This window comes from Wansuia hejianensis, from assembly GCF_014337215.1.
Classification (GTDB): Bacteria; Bacillota; Clostridia; order Lachnospirales; family Lachnospiraceae; genus Scatomonas; species Scatomonas hejianensis.
In genome coordinates, this window is record NZ_CP060635.1 from 359,729 (window position 1) to 378,158 (window position 18,430).

General features: G+C 51.6%; 15 protein-coding genes. 14 read left to right on the plus strand and 1 reads right to left on the minus strand.

Annotation, left to right across the window (positions count from 1 at the left end):
• Nucleotides 1–47: 47 nt before the first annotated feature.
• The 10 genes from vanG (at nt 48) to H9Q79_RS01785 (ending at nt 10,749) form a co-directional block, all read left to right on the plus strand.
• Nucleotides 48–1,118: a D-alanine--D-serine ligase VanG gene (gene vanG, locus H9Q79_RS01740; protein ID WP_118647948.1), complete on the plus strand. Its 1,071-nt coding sequence runs from the start codon at nt 48–50 to the stop codon at nt 1,116–1,118.
• On the plus strand, nt 1,115–1,858 hold the full coding sequence (locus H9Q79_RS01745) for a D-alanyl-D-alanine carboxypeptidase family protein (RefSeq protein ID WP_118647950.1): 744 nt from the start codon (nt 1,115–1,117) through the stop codon (nt 1,856–1,858). Before vanG ends, H9Q79_RS01745 begins: the two co-directional genes overlap by 4 nt.
• A gap of 11 nt (nt 1,859–1,869) precedes the next feature.
• On the plus strand, nt 1,870–2,895 hold the full coding sequence (locus tag H9Q79_RS01750) for an acyltransferase (protein ID WP_249329079.1): 1,026 nt from the start codon (nt 1,870–1,872) through the stop codon (nt 2,893–2,895).
• On the plus strand, nt 2,882–4,075 hold the full coding sequence (gene vanT, locus H9Q79_RS01755; protein ID WP_118647956.1) for a serine racemase VanT catalytic subunit: 1,194 nt from the start codon (nt 2,882–2,884) through the stop codon (nt 4,073–4,075). Before H9Q79_RS01750 ends, vanT begins: the two co-directional genes overlap by 14 nt.
• 50 nt (nt 4,076–4,125) lie before the next feature.
• Nucleotides 4,126–4,815, plus strand: coding sequence for a response regulator transcription factor (locus H9Q79_RS01760; protein WP_249329080.1), 690 nt, complete (start codon nt 4,126–4,128; stop codon nt 4,813–4,815).
• Nucleotides 4,812–6,089 (plus strand): sensor histidine kinase, encoded by a 1,278-nt coding sequence (locus tag H9Q79_RS01765; protein ID WP_118647958.1) that lies wholly within the window; start codon nt 4,812–4,814, stop codon nt 6,087–6,089. Before H9Q79_RS01760 ends, H9Q79_RS01765 begins: the two co-directional genes overlap by 4 nt.
• Before the next feature lie 267 nt (nt 6,090–6,356).
• Complete coding sequence (locus H9Q79_RS01770) at nt 6,357–7,085, plus strand: polyphosphate polymerase domain-containing protein (protein ID WP_118647959.1); 729 nt, start codon at nt 6,357–6,359, stop codon at nt 7,083–7,085.
• Nucleotides 7,078–7,770, plus strand: coding sequence for a DUF4956 domain-containing protein (locus tag H9Q79_RS01775; RefSeq protein ID WP_118647961.1), 693 nt, complete (start codon nt 7,078–7,080; stop codon nt 7,768–7,770). The genes H9Q79_RS01770 and H9Q79_RS01775 overlap by 8 nt, the downstream gene beginning before the upstream one ends.
• The gene (locus tag H9Q79_RS01780; protein ID WP_118647963.1) at nt 7,767–9,647 is read left to right on the plus strand and encodes a carbohydrate-binding domain-containing protein; all 1,881 of its coding nucleotides are present in this window, start codon (nt 7,767–7,769) and stop codon (nt 9,645–9,647) included. Before H9Q79_RS01775 ends, H9Q79_RS01780 begins: the two co-directional genes overlap by 4 nt.
• A gap of 88 nt (nt 9,648–9,735) precedes the next feature.
• Nucleotides 9,736–10,749: an asparaginase gene (locus tag H9Q79_RS01785; RefSeq protein WP_118647965.1), complete on the plus strand. Its 1,014-nt coding sequence runs from the start codon at nt 9,736–9,738 to the stop codon at nt 10,747–10,749.
• Nucleotides 10,750–10,824: 75 nt separating this feature from the next.
• Here the strand turns inward: H9Q79_RS01785 and H9Q79_RS01790 are convergent, their stop codons facing one another.
• Nucleotides 10,825–12,564: a L,D-transpeptidase family protein gene (locus H9Q79_RS01790; protein ID WP_118647967.1), complete on the minus strand. Its 1,740-nt coding sequence runs from the start codon at nt 12,562–12,564 to the stop codon at nt 10,825–10,827.
• Between the two features lie 470 nt (nt 12,565–13,034).
• Between H9Q79_RS01790 and H9Q79_RS01795 the strand changes: the two genes are divergently transcribed.
• From H9Q79_RS01795 to glgB, 4 genes are all read left to right on the plus strand, one after another.
• Nucleotides 13,035–13,547 (plus strand): pyridoxamine 5'-phosphate oxidase family protein, encoded by a 513-nt coding sequence (locus H9Q79_RS01795; RefSeq protein WP_118647969.1) that lies wholly within the window; start codon nt 13,035–13,037, stop codon nt 13,545–13,547.
• Complete coding sequence (locus H9Q79_RS01800) at nt 13,532–14,035, plus strand: GreA/GreB family elongation factor (RefSeq protein ID WP_118647971.1); 504 nt, start codon at nt 13,532–13,534, stop codon at nt 14,033–14,035. The genes H9Q79_RS01795 and H9Q79_RS01800 overlap by 16 nt, the downstream gene beginning before the upstream one ends.
• Nucleotides 14,036–14,174: 139 nt before the next feature.
• Nucleotides 14,175–16,052, plus strand: a complete 1,878-nt coding sequence (gene ftsH, locus H9Q79_RS01805) for an ATP-dependent zinc metalloprotease FtsH (protein ID WP_118647973.1) — start codon at nt 14,175–14,177, stop codon at nt 16,050–16,052.
• 62 nt (nt 16,053–16,114) lie between these two features.
• The gene (gene glgB / locus H9Q79_RS01810) at nt 16,115–18,424 is read left to right on the plus strand and encodes a 1,4-alpha-glucan branching protein GlgB (protein ID WP_249329081.1); all 2,310 of its coding nucleotides are present in this window, start codon (nt 16,115–16,117) and stop codon (nt 18,422–18,424) included.
• Nucleotides 18,425–18,430 lie beyond the last annotated feature (6 nt).

An 18,430-nucleotide genomic window follows, 5' to 3' on the forward strand; every position in this document is an offset into this window, starting at 1 on the left:
TCTTTTTTTGCGTATGATTATGTCATCAAGAGACAGGAGGTAGAGAGATGAGGAAAACCATAGCAATTCTATTCGGAGGATGCTCCAGCGAATATGAGGTATCCCTGCAGTCAGCTGCTGCGGTGCTGGATGCGGTGGACCGGAAAAAATATGAGGTGCTGAAGATCGGCATTACCAGAGACGGTACCTGGCTGGAATACGAAGGCGGGACGGATGAAATCAGGAATGATGGCTGGGCGTCCCATCCATCCTGCACTCCGGCGATGATTTCAGCGGACAGGAAGGATCACGGCGTCATGGTATGGAAAGAGGGAAGACCGGAGCTGGTATATGTGGATGCCGTATTTCCAGTGCTGCACGGCAGGAACGGCGAGGATGGAAGCGTCCAGGGGCTGTGCGCTCTGGCGGGAATACCGGTGGTCGGCTGCGGTATCTTAAGCTCGGCGCTCTGCATGGACAAGCACAGGGCGCATCTGCTGGCAGAAACGGCGGGGATAGAGGTCCCCGAAGGTCAGGTGTTCGGCAGGAAGGAATGCGCCTCCGGGGAGCTCGGCCGGCTGAAGGAGGCTGCGGAACGGCTGGGGCTGTCAAAGGGACGTCCTGTGTTTGTGAAACCGGTAAAAGCAGGCTCCTCCTTCGGGATCACCCGGGTTGAGCGGGCGGAAGAACTGGAAGAGGCAGTTCGGGAAGCCCTCAGGCAGGATCAGGAGGTTCTTGTGGAAGAGAGTGTGGATGGGTTTGAGGTGGGCTGCGCCATCCTGGGAACGGAACAGCTCACGGTGGGAAAGGTAGATGAGATTGAATTGTCAGGAGGGCTTTTTGATTTCACGGAAAAATATCATCTGCTGACATCAAAGATCCATATGCCCGCAAGGATTACAGAGGAAACCGCCGGCAGAGTGCGGGAGGCCGCCGTGAGGATCTACCGGGTGCTGGGCTGCAGCGGATTTGCCAGAGTCGATTTGTTCTTGAAGCCGGATGGCTCTCTGGTATTTAATGAGGTGAACACAATCCCCGGATTCACTTCACACAGCCGCTATCCCAATATGATGAAGGGCGTTGGCCGGAGCTTTGGGGATGTGGTAAATACACTGATCGGGCTGGCGGAGCCTTCATGAAGAGGATTTGCCTGAACCGGAACCAGGTTTTTCGGGGAAATCTGATTCTGGTCAATAAAAACCATCCCATCCGAAAGGAAGGAGGAATCACGCGCATCGGTTTTCCTGAGAGTGAGGAAGAGATGGAATGGAGGGCCGGGGAAGCGTTGCTGGAGCTTTTGAGAGCGGTTGACAGGGAAGAAGAGCTGGCCCTGGTCAGCGGATTTAGGAGAAAAACAGAGCAGAGGAAGCTTTATGCGGAATCCCTGAGGGAAAACGGGGAGGAATTTACCGCAAAATTTGTGGCAATGCCGGGATGCAGCGAACATGAGACAGGGCTGGCCATAGATCTGGGAAAGAAGGGAGGCCAGATTGATCTGATCTGTCCGGATTTTCCGTATTCCGGAATCTGTCAGGAATTCAGGAAGAGGGCGCCTGAGTTCGGCTTTGTGGAACGGTATCCGGAGGGAAAGGAGGCTGTTACGGGAATCGGAAGGGAGCCCTGGCATTTCCGTTATGTGGGGGCTCCCCATGCGGCGCTGATGACAAAGTGGAAGCTGGTGCTGGAAGAATATGTGAGGCTTCTGCGCGATTGCGGTCCGGAGCATCTGAAGGTGTGCCTGGACGGAAAACGGTACGAAATCTATTATCAGAAGTGCCAGGGACCGGAGACAGAGGTATGTGTCAGCGAGGAACAAAAAGTGCAGGTTTCGGGAGATAATGAGGCAGGATTCCTGATCACCGCCTGGTGCAGCTTATGAAGGAGACGGGAATGATGACCGAAAAGGAAAGGAATACAGGGATTGATCTCATGCGGCTGATTGCGGCGCTGATGGTTGTGGCCATCCACACTTACCCGCTGGCCAGCCTGTCAGAGACCGGGGATTTTCTGGTCACCAGAGTTCTTTGCAGGGTAGCGGTCCCTTTCTTTTTCATGGTGACAGGCTATTACGTGCTGCCGGGCTGCCTGGAAATAGGGAAGGGCAGCCGTAAGCTGGCCGGGTGGTTTCGGAAGACGGCACTGTTATACGGGGCGGCAGTTCTTATCTATCTGCCGGTGAATCTGTACGCGGGGCGCCTGGAAGGGCTTACGGCCGGCGCCGTCCTGAGAGAGCTTCTGTGGAACGGGACGTTTTACCATCTCTGGTATTTTCCGGCGGCTCTTCTGGGAATGGGGCTGACGGTGTTCCTGATCCGCTGGCTGGGAATGCGGAAGACGGTGTTTGCAGTCCTGATCCTGTATGTGGCAGGGCTTCTGGGAGACAGCTATTACGGCGCCGCCGTACAGGCCGCTCCGCTGAAAGCCTTTTATGAATGGCTGTGGCAGTGGATGGATTATACGAGGACGGGTTTGTTCTTTGCGCCGGTGTTCCTGTGCCTGGGCCTGGTGCTGAGAAAACAGAAACCGCTGTCAGGAAAGCAGAGTGGGATCGGAACAGGAATCTGCCTGGGGTTGATGCTGGCGGAGGGGATGGTGCTGCACCGCTTCTCCCTCCAGCGCCACGACAGCATGTATTTGCTGCTGCTGCCCGCCATGTATTTCCTTTTTTCCTGGGTACGTACCTGGAGGGTGCCTGCTTTTCCTAAGGCCCGCCAGATGTCCGCCCTGATTTATCTGATACACCCTCTTTGTATCATAGCGGTCCGGGGTGTGGGCGGCGCGCTGGGCCTGCGGTGGCTGCTGGTAGATAACAGCCTGGTCCATTTTGCGGCTGTGACGGCCAGCGCAGCAGTGTTATCCGCAATGCCTGGAATTTTGCACAGAAGAAAGGAGGCGTTATCCGATGGTGAAAAATAACGGAATGGAAATCAAAAGAAACAGCAGACTGAGAGCCTGGACGGAGATCCGGGAAGAAAATCTGGCCTGGAACCTGGAATGTCTCAGGGAAATGCTGCCGCCCGGCAGCCAGATCATGGCAGTGGTGAAGGCAAACGGATACGGGCATGGGGCGGTGGAAACCTCGAGGATTCTGGAAAAATGCGGGACAGAGGCTTTTGCAGTGGCCACGCTGACGGAGGGGATCGAGCTGAGGAACGGAGGGATTCAGGGAAAAATTCTGATTCTGGGTTATACGCCGCCTGAAAACTGGAAGGAGCTGGCAGAATACGGCCTGATCCAGACCATAGTGGACAGGGCCTACGGGCTGGAATTAAACCGCAGGGCGGGCGTCCGCCTGCCCGTCCATCTGAAGGTGGACACCGGAATGAACCGGATGGGAATCTCCTGGCAGGACAGGGAAGGCATCCTTGAAATGTTCCGTCTCTCCAGGCTGCAGGTTGAGGGGATATTTTCCCATCTCTGTGCAGCAGATGGAACCGGTGCGGAGGATCAGGAATATACACGCCTGCAGATCAGCAGGTTCCGGCAGACAGAGCAATGGGTCCGCAGCCTGGGCTATAGACAGATCTGCAGTCATCTTCAGAGCAGCTATGGCATCATTCATTATCCGGAAGCGGGAGGAAGCTATGCCAGGGCCGGGATCGTTCTCTATGGCGTTCTGAGCAGCTCAGATGAGGAATTGAAAAAAAGGCTGGGAATCCGTCCGGTGCTGTCGCTCCGGGCGAGGGTGGCCTCCGTAAAAGAAATCTGTCCGGGAGACTTCGTAGGCTACGGGCGAAGCTATCAGGCAGAGAAGAGGATGCGGATCGCCGGGCTGACAATCGGTTATGCCGACGGGCTTCCCCGTTCGTTAAAAGGCGGCAGCGTCCTGATACGCGGAAAACGGTGCAGGATTATAGGGCGCATCTGCATGGACCAGTGTACGGTAGAGGCAGAGGCTGTTCCGGACATTATGGCCGGCGATGTGGCTACGGTAATTGGCTCGGACGGGGCGGAGCAGATCACGGCAGAAGAAGTGGCAGAGCAGTCGGGAACTATCACAAATGAACTGCTGTCTCGCCTGGGAAGCCGGCTGACAGGAGCAGCAGAGCAGAGAATTCCAATCTCTTTAAGTTGTTTTAAGGTAAGTGTGTTATAATTAAAACAAGTATTGACGAAAGGCCGGACTTTTACGGGAAGGGAATAATCATGAGACTGTTACTGGCTGAGGATGAGAAGGAGCTGGCCAGCGCGCTGAAGGCGGTTCTGATTCACAATCACTATTCGGTGGATGTGGTATACAATGGGGAGGAAGCATATGCCTGGGCGGCAATGGCGAACTATGACGGGTTGATTCTGGATATTATGATGCCGAAAAAGAGCGGGCTTCAGGTGGTGAAAGAGCTGCGGCAGGAGGGGCATGACGTGCCGGTTTTACTGCTGACTGCCAGGGGCGAGGTGGAGGACCGGGTGCTGGGGCTGGATTCTGGGGCGGATGATTATCTGACGAAGCCCTTCGCCATGCAGGAGTTGCTGGCGAGGATCCGGGCTATGACGCGGAGAAAGACGGATTTTTCGCCGAATGTGCAGGAGTTCGGAGGACTGACTCTGAACCGGGAGACTTTTGAGCTGGGCTACGGAAAACAGAGGGTCTGCCTGGGGAACAAGGAATTTCAGCTGCTGGAGCTGCTCATGAGAAGCCCCGGACGGCTGATTTCCACGGAGCAGTTCATGGAACAGATCTGGGGTTATGACTCAGACGTGGAACTAAATGTGGTGTGGGTATATATTTCATACCTGAGGAAAAAGCTTCTGAATCTGGGAGCGCCTGTGGAGATCAGGGCCGTGCGGGGTGTGGGATATAAGCTGGAAGGCCGGGAGGCGGAGAGGCAGCAATGATAAAGAAGCTTCAGAGAAAGTTTGTGTGGATCACCATGGTGTCCCTGCTGGCAGTGCTTACACTGGTGGTCATCGCCATTAACTGTATGAATATCTATCAGATCAGCCGGAAATCAGACGAGCTGTTAACGATGCTCGCGGACAATAACGGGAACTTTCCTGAGAATGGCCATATGTCGGATGGAAAGATTCCGCAGCCCAGACCAGGCAAGCCGGAGAATGACGGGCTGTTTGGCTTTCAGATGTCGGCGGAGACGCCTTTCGAGACCCGGTATTTTTCGGTTGTGATTGACGGCTCAGGTGAGATGGCAGCGGACATCTCTCATGTTGCGGCGGTCACAGAGGAACAGGCGAAGAGCCTCGCGGGGAAGGCAGCCGGATCAGGAAAGGAAAAGGGATATCAGGGACAGTACCGTTATCTGTTGTCTGAAGGGGAGGATGGCATTCTGGCAATCTTTGTGGACTGCGGAAATGATCTGCAGACAATCAGAGTGTTCGCGGTGACTTCCTGTTTGGTGGGCGCGGTCTGCCTGGCGCTTGTGCTGATTCTGGTGATCCTGTTTTCCAGGCGGGCCATCCGTCCGGTGCTCGAAAATGCTGAGAAGCAGAAGCAGTTTATCACAGATGCGGGACACGAAATCAAAACCCCGGTCGCTATCATTTCAGCCAACACAGAAGTGATTGAGATGTGCGGAGGGGAAAGCGAATGGACCAGGAGCATCCATCATCAGGTAGAACGTCTGCAGACGCTGGTACAGCATCTGCTGACACTGACGAAGATGGATGAGGCGGAAAGCGGGCTTCAGACCGGCGAATTTTCCTGCGGAGGCGTCGTAAAAGAGGCCGCAGAGGGGTTTGCGGCGGTAGCGCTGGCCAGGAAGCTCCGGGTAACGGAGGAGATTGAAGAAAAGCTTATGATGAAAGGCGATGAGAACGCCGTCCGCCAGCTGGTTTCCATATTGCTGGACAATGCGATGAAATACGCCCCGGAGGGGGGAAAAATAAGAATTCAGCTGTCAGGCTCTGAGAGACAGATACAGCTTTCCGTGTATAATAGCTGTCAGGTGCCGATGGAAGGAGATCTGAACCGGCTTTTCGACCGGTTCTACCGGGCAGATGAATCACGTTCCAGAGAGAGCGGAGGATATGGCATTGGCCTTTCAGTTGCCCAGGCGGTTGTCCGGGCACATAAAGGAAGAATCACCGTAAGACGGCAGGAGCAGGGGATCTGTTTCACGGCGGTATTCCCGCCTGCCTGTACTGTAAAGCGTTAATGAACAAGAACTGGAAGCACCCGCGCTTCTTCTGTCAGGCTGCTGGACATGGATGGTAAATCATCGGTGGGACAGCAGCTATTTTTTGTGAACATTGGCTGCTTCGCATTTCCTCATTGATGATGACCGGGCCAGCGGCCACAGTCTTTATATAGGAAAATTCACAAAAACCTCACAGATAAACGCTGTTTCTTTAAAGCTGTTTTAAGGTTCATCCGATATACTTCGGATAAAGAATCAGAAAAATAACAGTTAGGAGAATGTAAAATGAGCAATTATCAAATGACATTTCAAAGGTATGAAATGAAATATCTTTTGAAGGAACATACATACCGGCAGCTGAGAACACGTCTGGAGGGAAAAACGGCGGAGGACCAGTACGGGAAAACAACGATCTGCAACATCTATTTTGACACGCCGGACGCACGGCTGGTCAGAAGTTCTCTGGAGAAGCCAGTCTATAAGGAAAAGCTTCGGCTGCGCAGCTATGGGGTGCCTGAAAAATGCAGCGAGGTGTTTGCGGAATTGAAGAAGAAATATAAAGGCGTGGTATATAAGCGGAGAGAAAAGATGGTTCTGTCAGAAGCCTGGGACTATCTGTACCGTTGGAAAAGGCCCGGTTTTGATACACAGATTCTTCATGAAATAGACTGGCTCCTTGCCTATTATAAAAATCTGGTTCCAGCCATGTATATTTCATATGAGAGGGTCGCTCTGTGCGGACTGGAAGATCCGGATCTGAGGCTGACCTTCGACAGCCATATCCTCTGGAGAGACAGCCAGCTTGAGCTGAGTAAGGGGGCCTGGGGCCAGGAACTGCTGGAGCCCGGAGTCCGGCTTATGGAAATCAAAATCGCCGGGGCCATGCCGCTGTGGCTGGGTGAATTGCTGGATGAGTTTACAGTATATCCCATTTCCTTCTCCAAATACGGAAGGGCATATCAGGAGCGGGCAGCGCAAAAAACAGAAGAAAAAGGAGGGCAGGACTGTGCTTGACAGCTGGTTTCAGTCAATAGTAGTGAGTGATACAACAACATCTTTTTCACTAAACACTTTCATCATCTGCACGGTAGTTTCACTGGGTCTTGGAGTCCTGATCGCATCAATTTATATGTTCAGGAACAGCTATACGAAAGGATTCGTGGTCACGCTGGCATTGATGCCGGCGATTGTCCAGATGGTAATTATGCTGGTCAACGGTAATCTCGGGGCGGGGGTAGCCGTTATGGGCGCTTTTTCACTGGTGCGGTTCCGGTCGGCTCCGGGAACGGCCAGGGAGATCAGCAGTATATTTCTCGCCATGGCCGTCGGCCTGGCAACAGGCATGGGATATCTGGCCATCGCCGTTCTGTTTGTGGCTGTGCTGGGTATTGCCAGTATAGTGTTTACCGTCAGCCCGTTTGGAGCGGGAAATGTTCTGGAACGGTCCCTGAGGATAACGATACCGGAATCCCTGGACTATACAGAGGTTTTTGATGACATTTTTAATAAATACCTGAAAAAATGGGATCTGGTCTGTGTGAAAACCAGTAATATGGGCAGCCTGTTTAAATTGGAATACCAGGTGAAGATGAAAAACGCAGCGGATGAGAAGAAAATGATAGATGGGCTGCGCTGCCGCAACGGGAATCTGGAAATCCTCTGCAGCAGGATGGCTGCAGGCAGGGAGGAATTATTATGACTGATACAAAATATAGAAAAAAACTTTTGATGGCTTTACTTGCGGCCGTCTTGATGGCGGCGATGCTGTGCGGCTGTGCCGGAGACAGTGGAGACGGGGAAACGTCAGCCTCCTCTTTAGATGGAGAAGCAGATGCAGGAAACAGGGACAATGCAGAAGAGACGGATCAGAATATGGAATTGGCTGGCTCTGAGATCGGCCGGGAATTTACGGAACGCGATCGGGACAGCAGCTATACGGAGTCGGAGGCTGTTCAGATTGAATTGGAAGGGAACAGTATTTCTGCGGATGGCCGCGGCGTATCTGTGTCAGGCAATACGGTTACAATCAGCGAGGAAGGAACTTATGTGGTGAGCGGACACTTGAACGACGGACAGATTCTGGTGGACGCATCTGACAGCGCAAAAATACAGATCGTTCTGAAAAATGCGGAAATATACTGCGGAACTAGTGCGGCAATTTATATCCGGGAGGCGGATAAGGTTTTTCTCACACTTGCAGAAGGCAGCAGGAATGTATTGGGCGGAGGAGCAGAATATACGGATACTGATGAAAACACTGTGGACGGTGCGATATTCAGTAAAGCTGACCTGACTCTAAATGGAGCAGGGAGTCTGGAAATTAACGCGGAATATAAGCATGGAATTGTTTCAAAGGATGATCTGGTGATCACCGGAGGAAGTATCACTGTGAATGCAGTCAGCCAGTGCCTGTCTGGTAAAGACAGTGTTAAAATCGCGGATGGGGTGTTTGTGCTGAACAGTGAGGGTAAAGGGATTAAAGCGGAAAATACAGATGATTCTACCCTGGGAAATATATATATTGCAGGAGGAAAATTTACAATCCGGACAGAGGACGACAGTCTCCACGCGTCAGGCAGCATCGTCATTGACGGAGGAGATCTCATCGTAGAGTCCGGCGATGACGCCTGTCATGCGGATGCAGACGTGGTTATAAATGAAGGGACGGTTCTGGTGAATTCCTGCTATGAAGGGCTGGAAGGCTACCGGGTTGTGATAAACGGAGGTACTGTTGACATTACGGCCAGTGATGATGCCATAAATGCGGCTGCTCCTAAAAATGCGTCAGACACGGGAAATCAGGATCGTACGTCAAGGCAAGAGGGAGAAATGCAGCCAGGCGGCGAAGCGCTCCAGAATAGCGATATGCCAGATGAAAAAGAGTCCCTGGACGGAGAACCGCAGAATGGAGAGCTGTCTCAGAATGGAAAGCTGCTTCAGGCTGAAGAACTGCCCGGCAGGGAATTGCCTCAGGCTGGCGGGATGCCGGAAGGAGAATTATCTGAAGATGGCGAAATGCCGGCGGCAGGCGGCAGGCGCGGAGGTCAGATGCCTGGCGGCGGAGATACGGGCAGAGGGAGTATAGAAAATGATTCAAATGCTTATATTAAAATTACCGGAGGTGAGCTCACAGTGACAGCCGGAGGCGACGGCCTGGATTCAAATGGAAGCCTCTTTCTCTCCGGGGGTACCGTCTGTATTAACGGTACGGCCAGCCAAGGGGACAGCGTCCTTGACTATAACGGCATTGCTGAGGTGACAGGTGGAGTCCTTATGGCCTCGGGAAGTTCAGGGATGGCGCAGGGTTTCAGCAGCAGTTCTTCCCAGTGCTCCATTCTGCGGGTCTTGGATGAGAGCCAGGAGGCGGGCAGCACGGTTACACTGTCAGATTCAGCGGGAAAAACTTTTCTCAGCTGGTCCCCGGCTGTGCAATATTCCTGTGTGGTCCTGACGTCCCCGGAATTAAAGCTGGGAGAGACATATACCTTGAGCGCGGGCAGTGAAAACCTGGAGATCACGCTGGATTCCATCGCTGTTTCTAATAAAACAGGGGGAATGATCCAGAATATGCCGTAACACATGCTCCCCGGAGATGCGGAGGAATGGTTCGCGCCAATCCACAACAGCGTATTGGCGGGCAATAAAAAAAAGACAAAGAGGATCTATGAATAGCAAAATTTTAATGATCAGCACAGGGGGGACGCTCGCCTCATCGCATGGTGGGAACGGTCTGTCTCCCAGATTGGGCGGAAGTGAGATACTAAAAAAGATCTCAGGCCTTACAGCCGGATTTGAAGTGGATGAGGAGGAGCTGTTTTCATTGGACAGCTCCAATGTACAGCCGGAAGAATGGACGCAGCTCGCCCGGCGGATATATATCCGCCGGAAAGCCTATGACGGGATTGTTGTCATACACGGGACAGATACGCTCGCCTATACAGCAAGCGCTCTGTCTTTTGCACTTCCCGGGATAGAGATACCCGTAGTGCTGACAGGCAGCCAGGTACCGATTGAGAACCCTATTGCAGATGCGACGGAAAACTGCCGGGCGGCGTTGTATATGGCGGCCAGCAGATGCCCCGGGGTCTATGTGGCCTTTAACCGCAAAATCATAGTGGGAACCCGTGCGAGCAAGGTAAAAACCAGGAGTTTTGACGCTTTTGAAAGTATCAATTACCCTTACGCTGCAAGAATAGACAGCGGCGGCCTGGTGATTAATCCTGAATTGGCGGAAAGAAGCCAGCGGGGATGTGGGCTGCGGGACTGTTTCAGCAGAGCAGTATTTCTTCTGAAACTCTTTCCGGGAATTTCGCCACTGGTGTTCCGGCAGATGGAAGAGGCAGGTTGTCAAGGGGTATATGTGGAAGGATTTGGCATCGGCGGCGTGCCGTTTGTCAGAAGAGATCTGACGGAGGCGATAGGAAACGCAGTACGCCGCGGAATGGTGGTGGCTGTTGGCAGCCAGTGCCTTTATGAAGGAAGTGACTTTTCGGTATACGAAACGGGCCGGCGGGTAGTGGAACAGGGAGCCGTAGAAACAGGCAATATGACGTCAGAGGCGGCCATCACTAAGCTCATGTGGGCATTGGGACAGTATGAGGACAGGGAACAGGTCAAAAAGGTGATGGTACAAAATCTGGCTGGAGAATTGGGCGTTAAGGTGAACTGGAACGACTAAAAGGACCGCCGCCCGATAGATGAGAGATCATCCATCAGGCGGCGGCCCTGAAGTAAAGTCAATTCTTACCTGTAATTAACCGCCAGTTTGCTGTGACGGGTCAGAGGTCACCGGAGGCTCGGAAGGCTCCGGAGTGTCTGTTGGTTCAATAGTTACCGGAGGATCAGTAGGTTCCGGAGTCTGCGTGGGATCTGGTGTTGCCGGGGGCTGAGTTGGATTGGGAGTCGCCGGAGGCTGAGTTGGATCCGGAGCCGCCGGAGTCTGCGTGGGATCTGGCGCCTGTGTCGGTGTGGAACTTCCGGAGCCGCCGCCGTTCTGGGCATATTTTTCCGCAGGGGAGAGCTCCTTTCTGAGAGTAAATGGCTCAGAGTAATACACGATTACAGGAGTGCCGACCTCCAACATTCCATAGAGGGTCGCCGCGTCGCTCATATGCATATTAATACAGCCGTGAGAGCCGTTGTAAATGTACGCAGAACTGCTCCAGTCAGAGCGTCCCGTATCATAGTCATGGAAACCAATTCCCACGCTGGGGATAAAGTTCATCCAATAAGTACATTTCGCAGTATAAATAGGCTTGTTGGTGGCAGGATCAATCTCTCCCTTCATGGTGTGCGGGCTGGACTTGGACGCCAGTTTATACCAGCCGGGAGGAGTATACCGCCAGGTGCTCATGGAGCCGGATACGATATTTGTATCAAATACAAGCGCCCCATCCTGGTAATACCACAGATGCTGGCGGGAGAGATTCAGTTCCACGTAAGTATCCCCCACACCATGGTTGCCTGTTCCGCCGCCCTTTGTGAGATAGACGGGTTCGCGGGTGATTATCTGATGTTCGGCAATCTGGGTTTTTAATGCTGCCAGTTCGCCTTCTGTATCCATTTGGTAGCCGGTATATGTGCTCAGCTCCCCATAGGGGATCGAAATGGTTCCATCCAAAGTCGTATCAAAGAGCGGGTCACCAGTGGTAGCAGTTGTTTTAGTTTCCAAATCTGTGACAAAATTCCGGAGATTTTCTTCATACTTTGCCTCATCTCTGGTATAGGTTCCGTCTTCATTCTGAACCAGCCAGCTCCGCAGCATATCAGGGGTCAGCTCTGCGGTGGAACCGTCAGGCAGATTATAGGTAACATGGGCATTGGCAAATTCATTCAGCAACGCTGCTTGTGCTGCCAGACCCTCATCGTCGGAGGAAATTGCCGGCTTTGCGTAAAGCCCCTCTTTTTCCAGATCAAGCTCGGAAAGACTGCCTGTGATCGCCTCGGTCACAGCCTCCAAAACTTCCCCGGGATCGAGAGTATTCCCTTCGATGGCATCGATCACAGTATACTGGTTGTCTTTATACTCCACACGGGCGTCTGCCGGAGCCGTCATGGAAGCGGTCTGCAGAGGGGGAAGCTCATTTACGCATTCAGCAAGCAGTTCTTCATCATAAGTGTATGAAGTGGCAATCGTATATGTATGTTCTTTTCTGGATTCACTGAGCCAGGAGAAAAGGTCCTGCTGCTCCAGAAGAGACTGGATGGAGCCGTCTGAGTGGTAAGTGAAATCAAAATCAGCACCACTGATGGACTCAGTATCCCCGCCCCGGAAATGAATCTCCAGAGTATAGTCTTCAATAGAGGCCAGAATTTTTTTCTCTGCCTCGGGTATTGTAAGGTTAGAACAGTCCACGCCGTTAATAGTCGTATTTGGAAAAAACTCACTCCGGTATTTACTGCCCAAAGTCAGATAAATAACGACGGCCAGCAGAATACAGACGACTGCGCCGACAGAAGAGGCTAGAATAATAATTTTTTTCTTTTTGCTCATAATGGATTCCTTTGCTGTTTTCTATAAGAATTCATCTCTATTATGCCATCTGGACAAGAAATTGTAAATAAATACTTAAACTTTATTCCAAATTGTTTCCGGGAGGCAAAGAATGAAAAATGGTAAGCGTTCACAGTTGAATTATGGTTTTGCTTCCAACCCTTCTGGTGATCTAAAACTCCTCACCCAAGTTCTCCGAAAGTGTCATCAGGATGGTTTCAGACAGTAATTACTGGCTTATCGCGGCCGACTGGCGCCAGTATTTCTTTATTAAATATCGAAAATTTACCGCCTGAGACCATCGGGGTCTCCACCCCTGGCGAGAGCCATTGTACCGTCTGGAACAGCCAGAAAAGCAGCGGGGAACCTCCCCCCCTCGCCACAAAACCGTGATTTTTATTGTTGTATTTAAATTAGGGGTGGGCTATACTTAGGACAAAGTATTTTCTATTACGCCCGGGAGGTTAAAAATGAGAAGAAGAGACAGAGAAATTACTGAGATGGATGAGATACGATACGTGCTGGATCACTGTGAAGTAGTACATATTGGTATGCATGATAAAGCGGATATTTATATTTTACCCATGAATTATGGCTATACTATGGAAGAGGGAAAACTGACACTGTATATACATGGCAGCCTTGAGGGCAAAAAGTGGGATTTGCTCCGGGAGAATGGCCGTGTGGCTTTTGAAATGGACTGTGATCACTATCTGATCCCTGGCAATGTCCCGTGCCAGTATGGGTATGGATATGCCAGTATCATGGGGAGCGGCCGTGCGGAAATCGTGGAAAGTCCGGAGGAAAAGACAGAGGCTCTGGCTGTTCTGATGAGATGCATGACAGGCAGAGAGTTTTCATTTACAGAGAGGCTTGCGGGCATTGTGACAGTGGCAAGGATTACGGTTGATTCTTATACAGGTAAACGCAGGCCGGTTAGGGCGCAGGAGCAGGAGGTAGCAAAGCCATGCACGACAGACTGACGCAGAGTGACATCGACAAGATGCAGGAAGAAATCGATTACCGGAAGCTGGTAGTGCGCAGGCAGGCGCTGGAGGCTGTAAAAGAGGCGAGGGCGCAGGGCGATCTCAGTGAGAATTTTGAATACTACGCTGCAAAAAAGGACAAGAATCAGAATGAGAGCCGCATACGTTATCTGGAAAACATGATTAAGACGGCAGTGATTATAAAAGATACCTCCAAAGAGGACGAGGTAGGCCTGAATAAGCGGGTGGCTGTCTATTTTGAAGACGATGACGAGACGGAAGAATATAAGATTGTGACATCTGTCCGGGGGAATTCGTTAAAAGGGCTGATTACCAGCGATTCCCCCCTCGGCGCGGCGCTGATGGGTCATCGGGCAGGAGACCGGGTCTATGTGAAAATCAATGACAATGCAGGATATTATGTGATTGTGCGTTCTATTGAAAATACAGGTGAAGAGGAAGGCGATCAGCTGAGGAAATTTTGAAATTCCCCGAATCGACAGATAATAATAAAAATATTTTCTAAAATCCATGAAATTTTCGTGAATACAATCAGTTTCCCTTGACTTTAAAAAGCGCATGGGAGATACTAAAAATAAAAGCTGTGAAAGGGGATGAGACAAGATGAAAGAAGTAAAAAAGCCAAGGCGGCCAATTATGTTTTACTATGGAATTGCGTTAATTGTGCTGCTGCTTTTAAATATGTTTTTAGTGCCGAATCTTTCAAAAACCAAGGTGGAAGAAGTTGGATACGGCAAGTTCCTTGAGATGCTGGGAAGCGGAGAGATCAAGGAAGCGGAGGTAAATTACGATGACCGAGTAGTGACCTTTGGGGATAAGTCAGAACCGGAGAATTATTATAAGGCGGGGCTGATGGAGGATTACAAGCTTGTGGACAGGCTGGAGGAGGCAGGCATTACAGAGTACCAGACCCCCATCATCACGAAAATGTCCCCAATTCTCTCAGCACTTCTGGGATGGGTGATCCCGATCGTCCTGGTGATCCTGGTGGGACAGCTTCTGATGCGTTCCGTAACCAAACGGATGGGTGACGGCATGGGCAATGCCATGAGCTTCGGCAAGAGCAATGCTAAAATATACGTCCAGTCTGAGACCGGAATTAAATTTTCAGATGTGGCGGGAGAGGATGAAGCCAAGGAGATTCTGACAGAGATTGTAGATTTCCTTCACAACCCACAGAAATACACAGAAATCGGTGCCAAGATGCCCAAGGGCGCCCTGTTGGTAGGGCCTCCGGGAACCGGCAAGACTCTGTTGGCTAAGGCGGTTGCCGGGGAGGCGAATGTTCCGTTCTTCTCTATTTCCGGTTCGGAATTTGTGGAGATGTTCGTCGGTATGGGTGCAGCCAAGGTCAGGGATCTGTTTAAACAGGCCAATGAAAAAGCTCCCTGTATCGTATTCATAGATGAGATTGATACAATCGGCAAGAAGAGGGACGGTGGCGGTTTTTCTGGAAATGACGAACGTGAACAGACACTGAACCAGCTTCTGGCTGAGATGGATGGTTTTGACGCGCGGAAGGGTGTCATCATTCTGGCTGCAACCAACAGGCCGGATTCCCTGGACCCGGCTCTGCTGCGGCCGGGAAGGTTCGACCGTAGAGTTCCGGTTGAGCTTCCTGATCTTAAGGGCAGAGAAGAAATCCTGAAGCTTCACGCCAAAGAAATACGGATCAGCGACAACGTGGATTTTAACGCGATCGCGCGGGCGGCGTCCGGCGCCAGCGGCGCTGAACTGGCAAATATGATTAACGAAGCGGCGCTCCGCGCTGTCCGCGACGGACGGAAGTTCGTCTGCCAGTCTGACCTGGAAGAGAGCGTTGAGGTCGTTATCGCAGGATATCAGAAGAAAAATAAGATACTCACGGACAAAGAAAAGCTGATCGTTGCCTACCATGAGACGGGGCACGCCCTGGTTGCGGCGCTGCAGAGCCATTCTGCGCCAGTTACGAAGATCACGATCATACCCCGGACATCCGGAGCGCTGGGTTATACCATGCAGGTGGATGAGGGAGAACATAACCTGATGAGCAAAGAAGAGCTGGAGAACAGGATCGCCACGTTTACCGGCGGCCGTGTGGCCGAGGATCTGGTGTTTCATTCTGTGACTACGGGCGCTGCCAATGATATTGAGCAGGCGACCAAGATGGCCAGAGCTATGATTACCAGATTCGGGATGAGCGACAGCTTTGGCATGGTTGCGCTGGAAACTGTCACTAATAAATATCTGGGCGGCGATACGTCTCTGGCATGTTCGGAGAGCACCGCAGGCAAAGTTGACGAGATGGTCGTGGCAGTCGTGAAGAAACAATTTGAGAAAGCCCGGAATCTTATACAGGAGAATATTTCCAAGCTTCATGAGCTGGCAAAATTCCTTTATGAAAAAGAGACCATCACGGGAGATGAGTTTATGGATATTCTGAACCGGAAGCCGGAGGAACTGACGGCAACCAGGTTTGTGACAGCCGATACGGAAGAGTAAGATCAGAGGAATCTGTTAAGAGATCGCAGGAGATTCAGAAAAACAGAGAGGGAGGCGGCAGAATGGAAGATAAACTATATGATTTGATGGATTGGGCGGAGATAGAGGCGGTCGTATACTCGGAGGAGGATCATCCAAGGGAGATTCTGGGACCCAGGGTAACTCCGGAAGGGATACTGATCCAGTGCTTTTTTCCTGGTGAAACCCGGGTGAGCGTGAAAACCCTTTCTGATAACCGCCTTCACCCCATGGTGCTGGAGGACGAAGCCGGATTTTTCGCCGTACTGCTGAAAGGCAGGCAGATTCCCAAATATATGTATGTGCTGGGCGGAGAACGGGGTGGAAAAGAAGTGCTTGATCCCTATGCCTTTCCGCCGCGGATCACTGCGAGAGAGGAAGCCAAGTTCCAGGCCGGGGTGTGTTACCGGATCTATGAAAAAATGGGCGCCCACCCGATGGCAATTGACGGAGTAGAGGGTGTGTATTTTGCCGTCTGGGCACCAAATGCCGTCCGGGTTTCCGTGGTAGGTGATTTTAACCGCTGGGACGGCCGTGTCCATCAGATGAACCGGCTGGATTCCGGGATTTTTGAAATATTCCTTCCGGGACTGGAGGCCGGAGCCTTATATAAATATGAAATCAAGGCGAAAGGCGGGCTTACTTACCTGAAGGCTGATCCCTATGCCAACGCCGCTGAACTCAGGCCGGATACAGCCTCTGTGGTTGCGGATTTGACACGGTTTGTATGGGATGACGAGGGCTGGATGCAGGAACAGAGGAAGCTCCAGCGGCCGGACAGGCCTATGTTTATTTATGAAATGCACTTAGGTTCCTGGAAAAAGCCAGAGGAGGAGGGCCGGGAATTCTGCAATTACCGGGAGCTGGCTCCCCTGCTGGCAGATTATCTGAGGGATATGGGCTATACTCATGTGGAGTTGATGCCTGTCATGGAGCATCCGCTGGACGAGTCCTGGGGATACCAGGTAACGGGTTATTATGCGCCGACCAGCCGATACGGGACTCCGGAAGATTTCATGTACTTTATGAACTATATGCACCGTTCCGGAATTGGTGTGATACTGGACTGGGTGCCGGCACATTTCCCGAAGGATACGTTTGGGCTGTCGGCTTTTGACGGCACCTGCCTGTATGAGCATCAGGATCCGCGAAAAGGAATGCATCCCCACTGGGGAACCCTGATCTATAATTACGGCCGTCCGGAGGTGAAAAATTTCCTGATTTCCAATGCGCTGTTCTGGGCGGATAAGTATCATGCGGATGGTATCCGGATGGATGCAGTGGCTTCCATGCTCTATCTGGACTATGGAAAAAACGACGGCGAGTGGGTCGCGAATATCTATGGAGGCAACGAGAACCTGGAAGCAGTGGAATTCTTGAAACATCTGAATTCCATTATGAAGAAAAAGTATCCAGAAGTTCTCATGATTGCCGAAGAGTCCACAGCCTGGCCGATGATTACGGGCAGTCTGGACAGCGACGGGCTGGGATTCGATTATAAATGGAATATGGGATGGATGAATGATTTCCTGGGATATATGCGTTATGATCCGGTTTATCGGGGGGCACATCATGATGAGTTGACGTTCAGCATGGTCTATGCGTACAGTGAAAAGTTCCTCCTGAGCCTGTCCCACGACGAAGTGGTGCATGGCAAGGGGACGCTGTTAAATAAAATGCCTGGTACGCCAGAGCAGAAGTTCGGCAACCTGCGGGCTGCCTACGGCTACATGGTGGCGCATCCTGGGAAAAAGCTCCTTTTTATGGGGCAGGAGTTCGGTCAAGAGCCGGAATGGTCTGAAAAGAGAGAACTGGACTGGCCGGAACTTCAGCAGGAGGAGCACCGTCAGATGCAGGCATACACTCAGGCGCTGGTGAAACTGTATACCAGCCATCCCGCCCTCTATGAGCTGGATTTTTCATCGGATGGTTTTGAATGGATCAATTGCCTGGAATGGGAAAAAAATCTTCTGATTTTCCTCCGCAAGACGAAGAGAGAGGAAGATACACTGCTGATCGTGTGCAATTTTTCCAATGTGGAATACGATGACTATATGATCGGAGTGCCCTATGCGGGCAAATACAAAGAAATTTTCAACAGTGATGCGGAGACTTTCGGAGGAAGCGGAGCGGTTAACCCCAGAGTGAAATTCAGCCGTGAAAAAGAATGGGATGAGAGAAAGAATTCCATCAAGGTAAAGATACCGCCGCTTGGAATCTCCATATACCAGTATACGAAGGCGGTAGAAAAGCTGGCGGATAACCAGTCCGCAAAACGCAAGAAGAAACCAGCGGCAAAGGCGAAGAACCTGAAAGAGGAGCTGGAGGAAAAGTTCGAAAAAGAGGAGAAATAACAACAA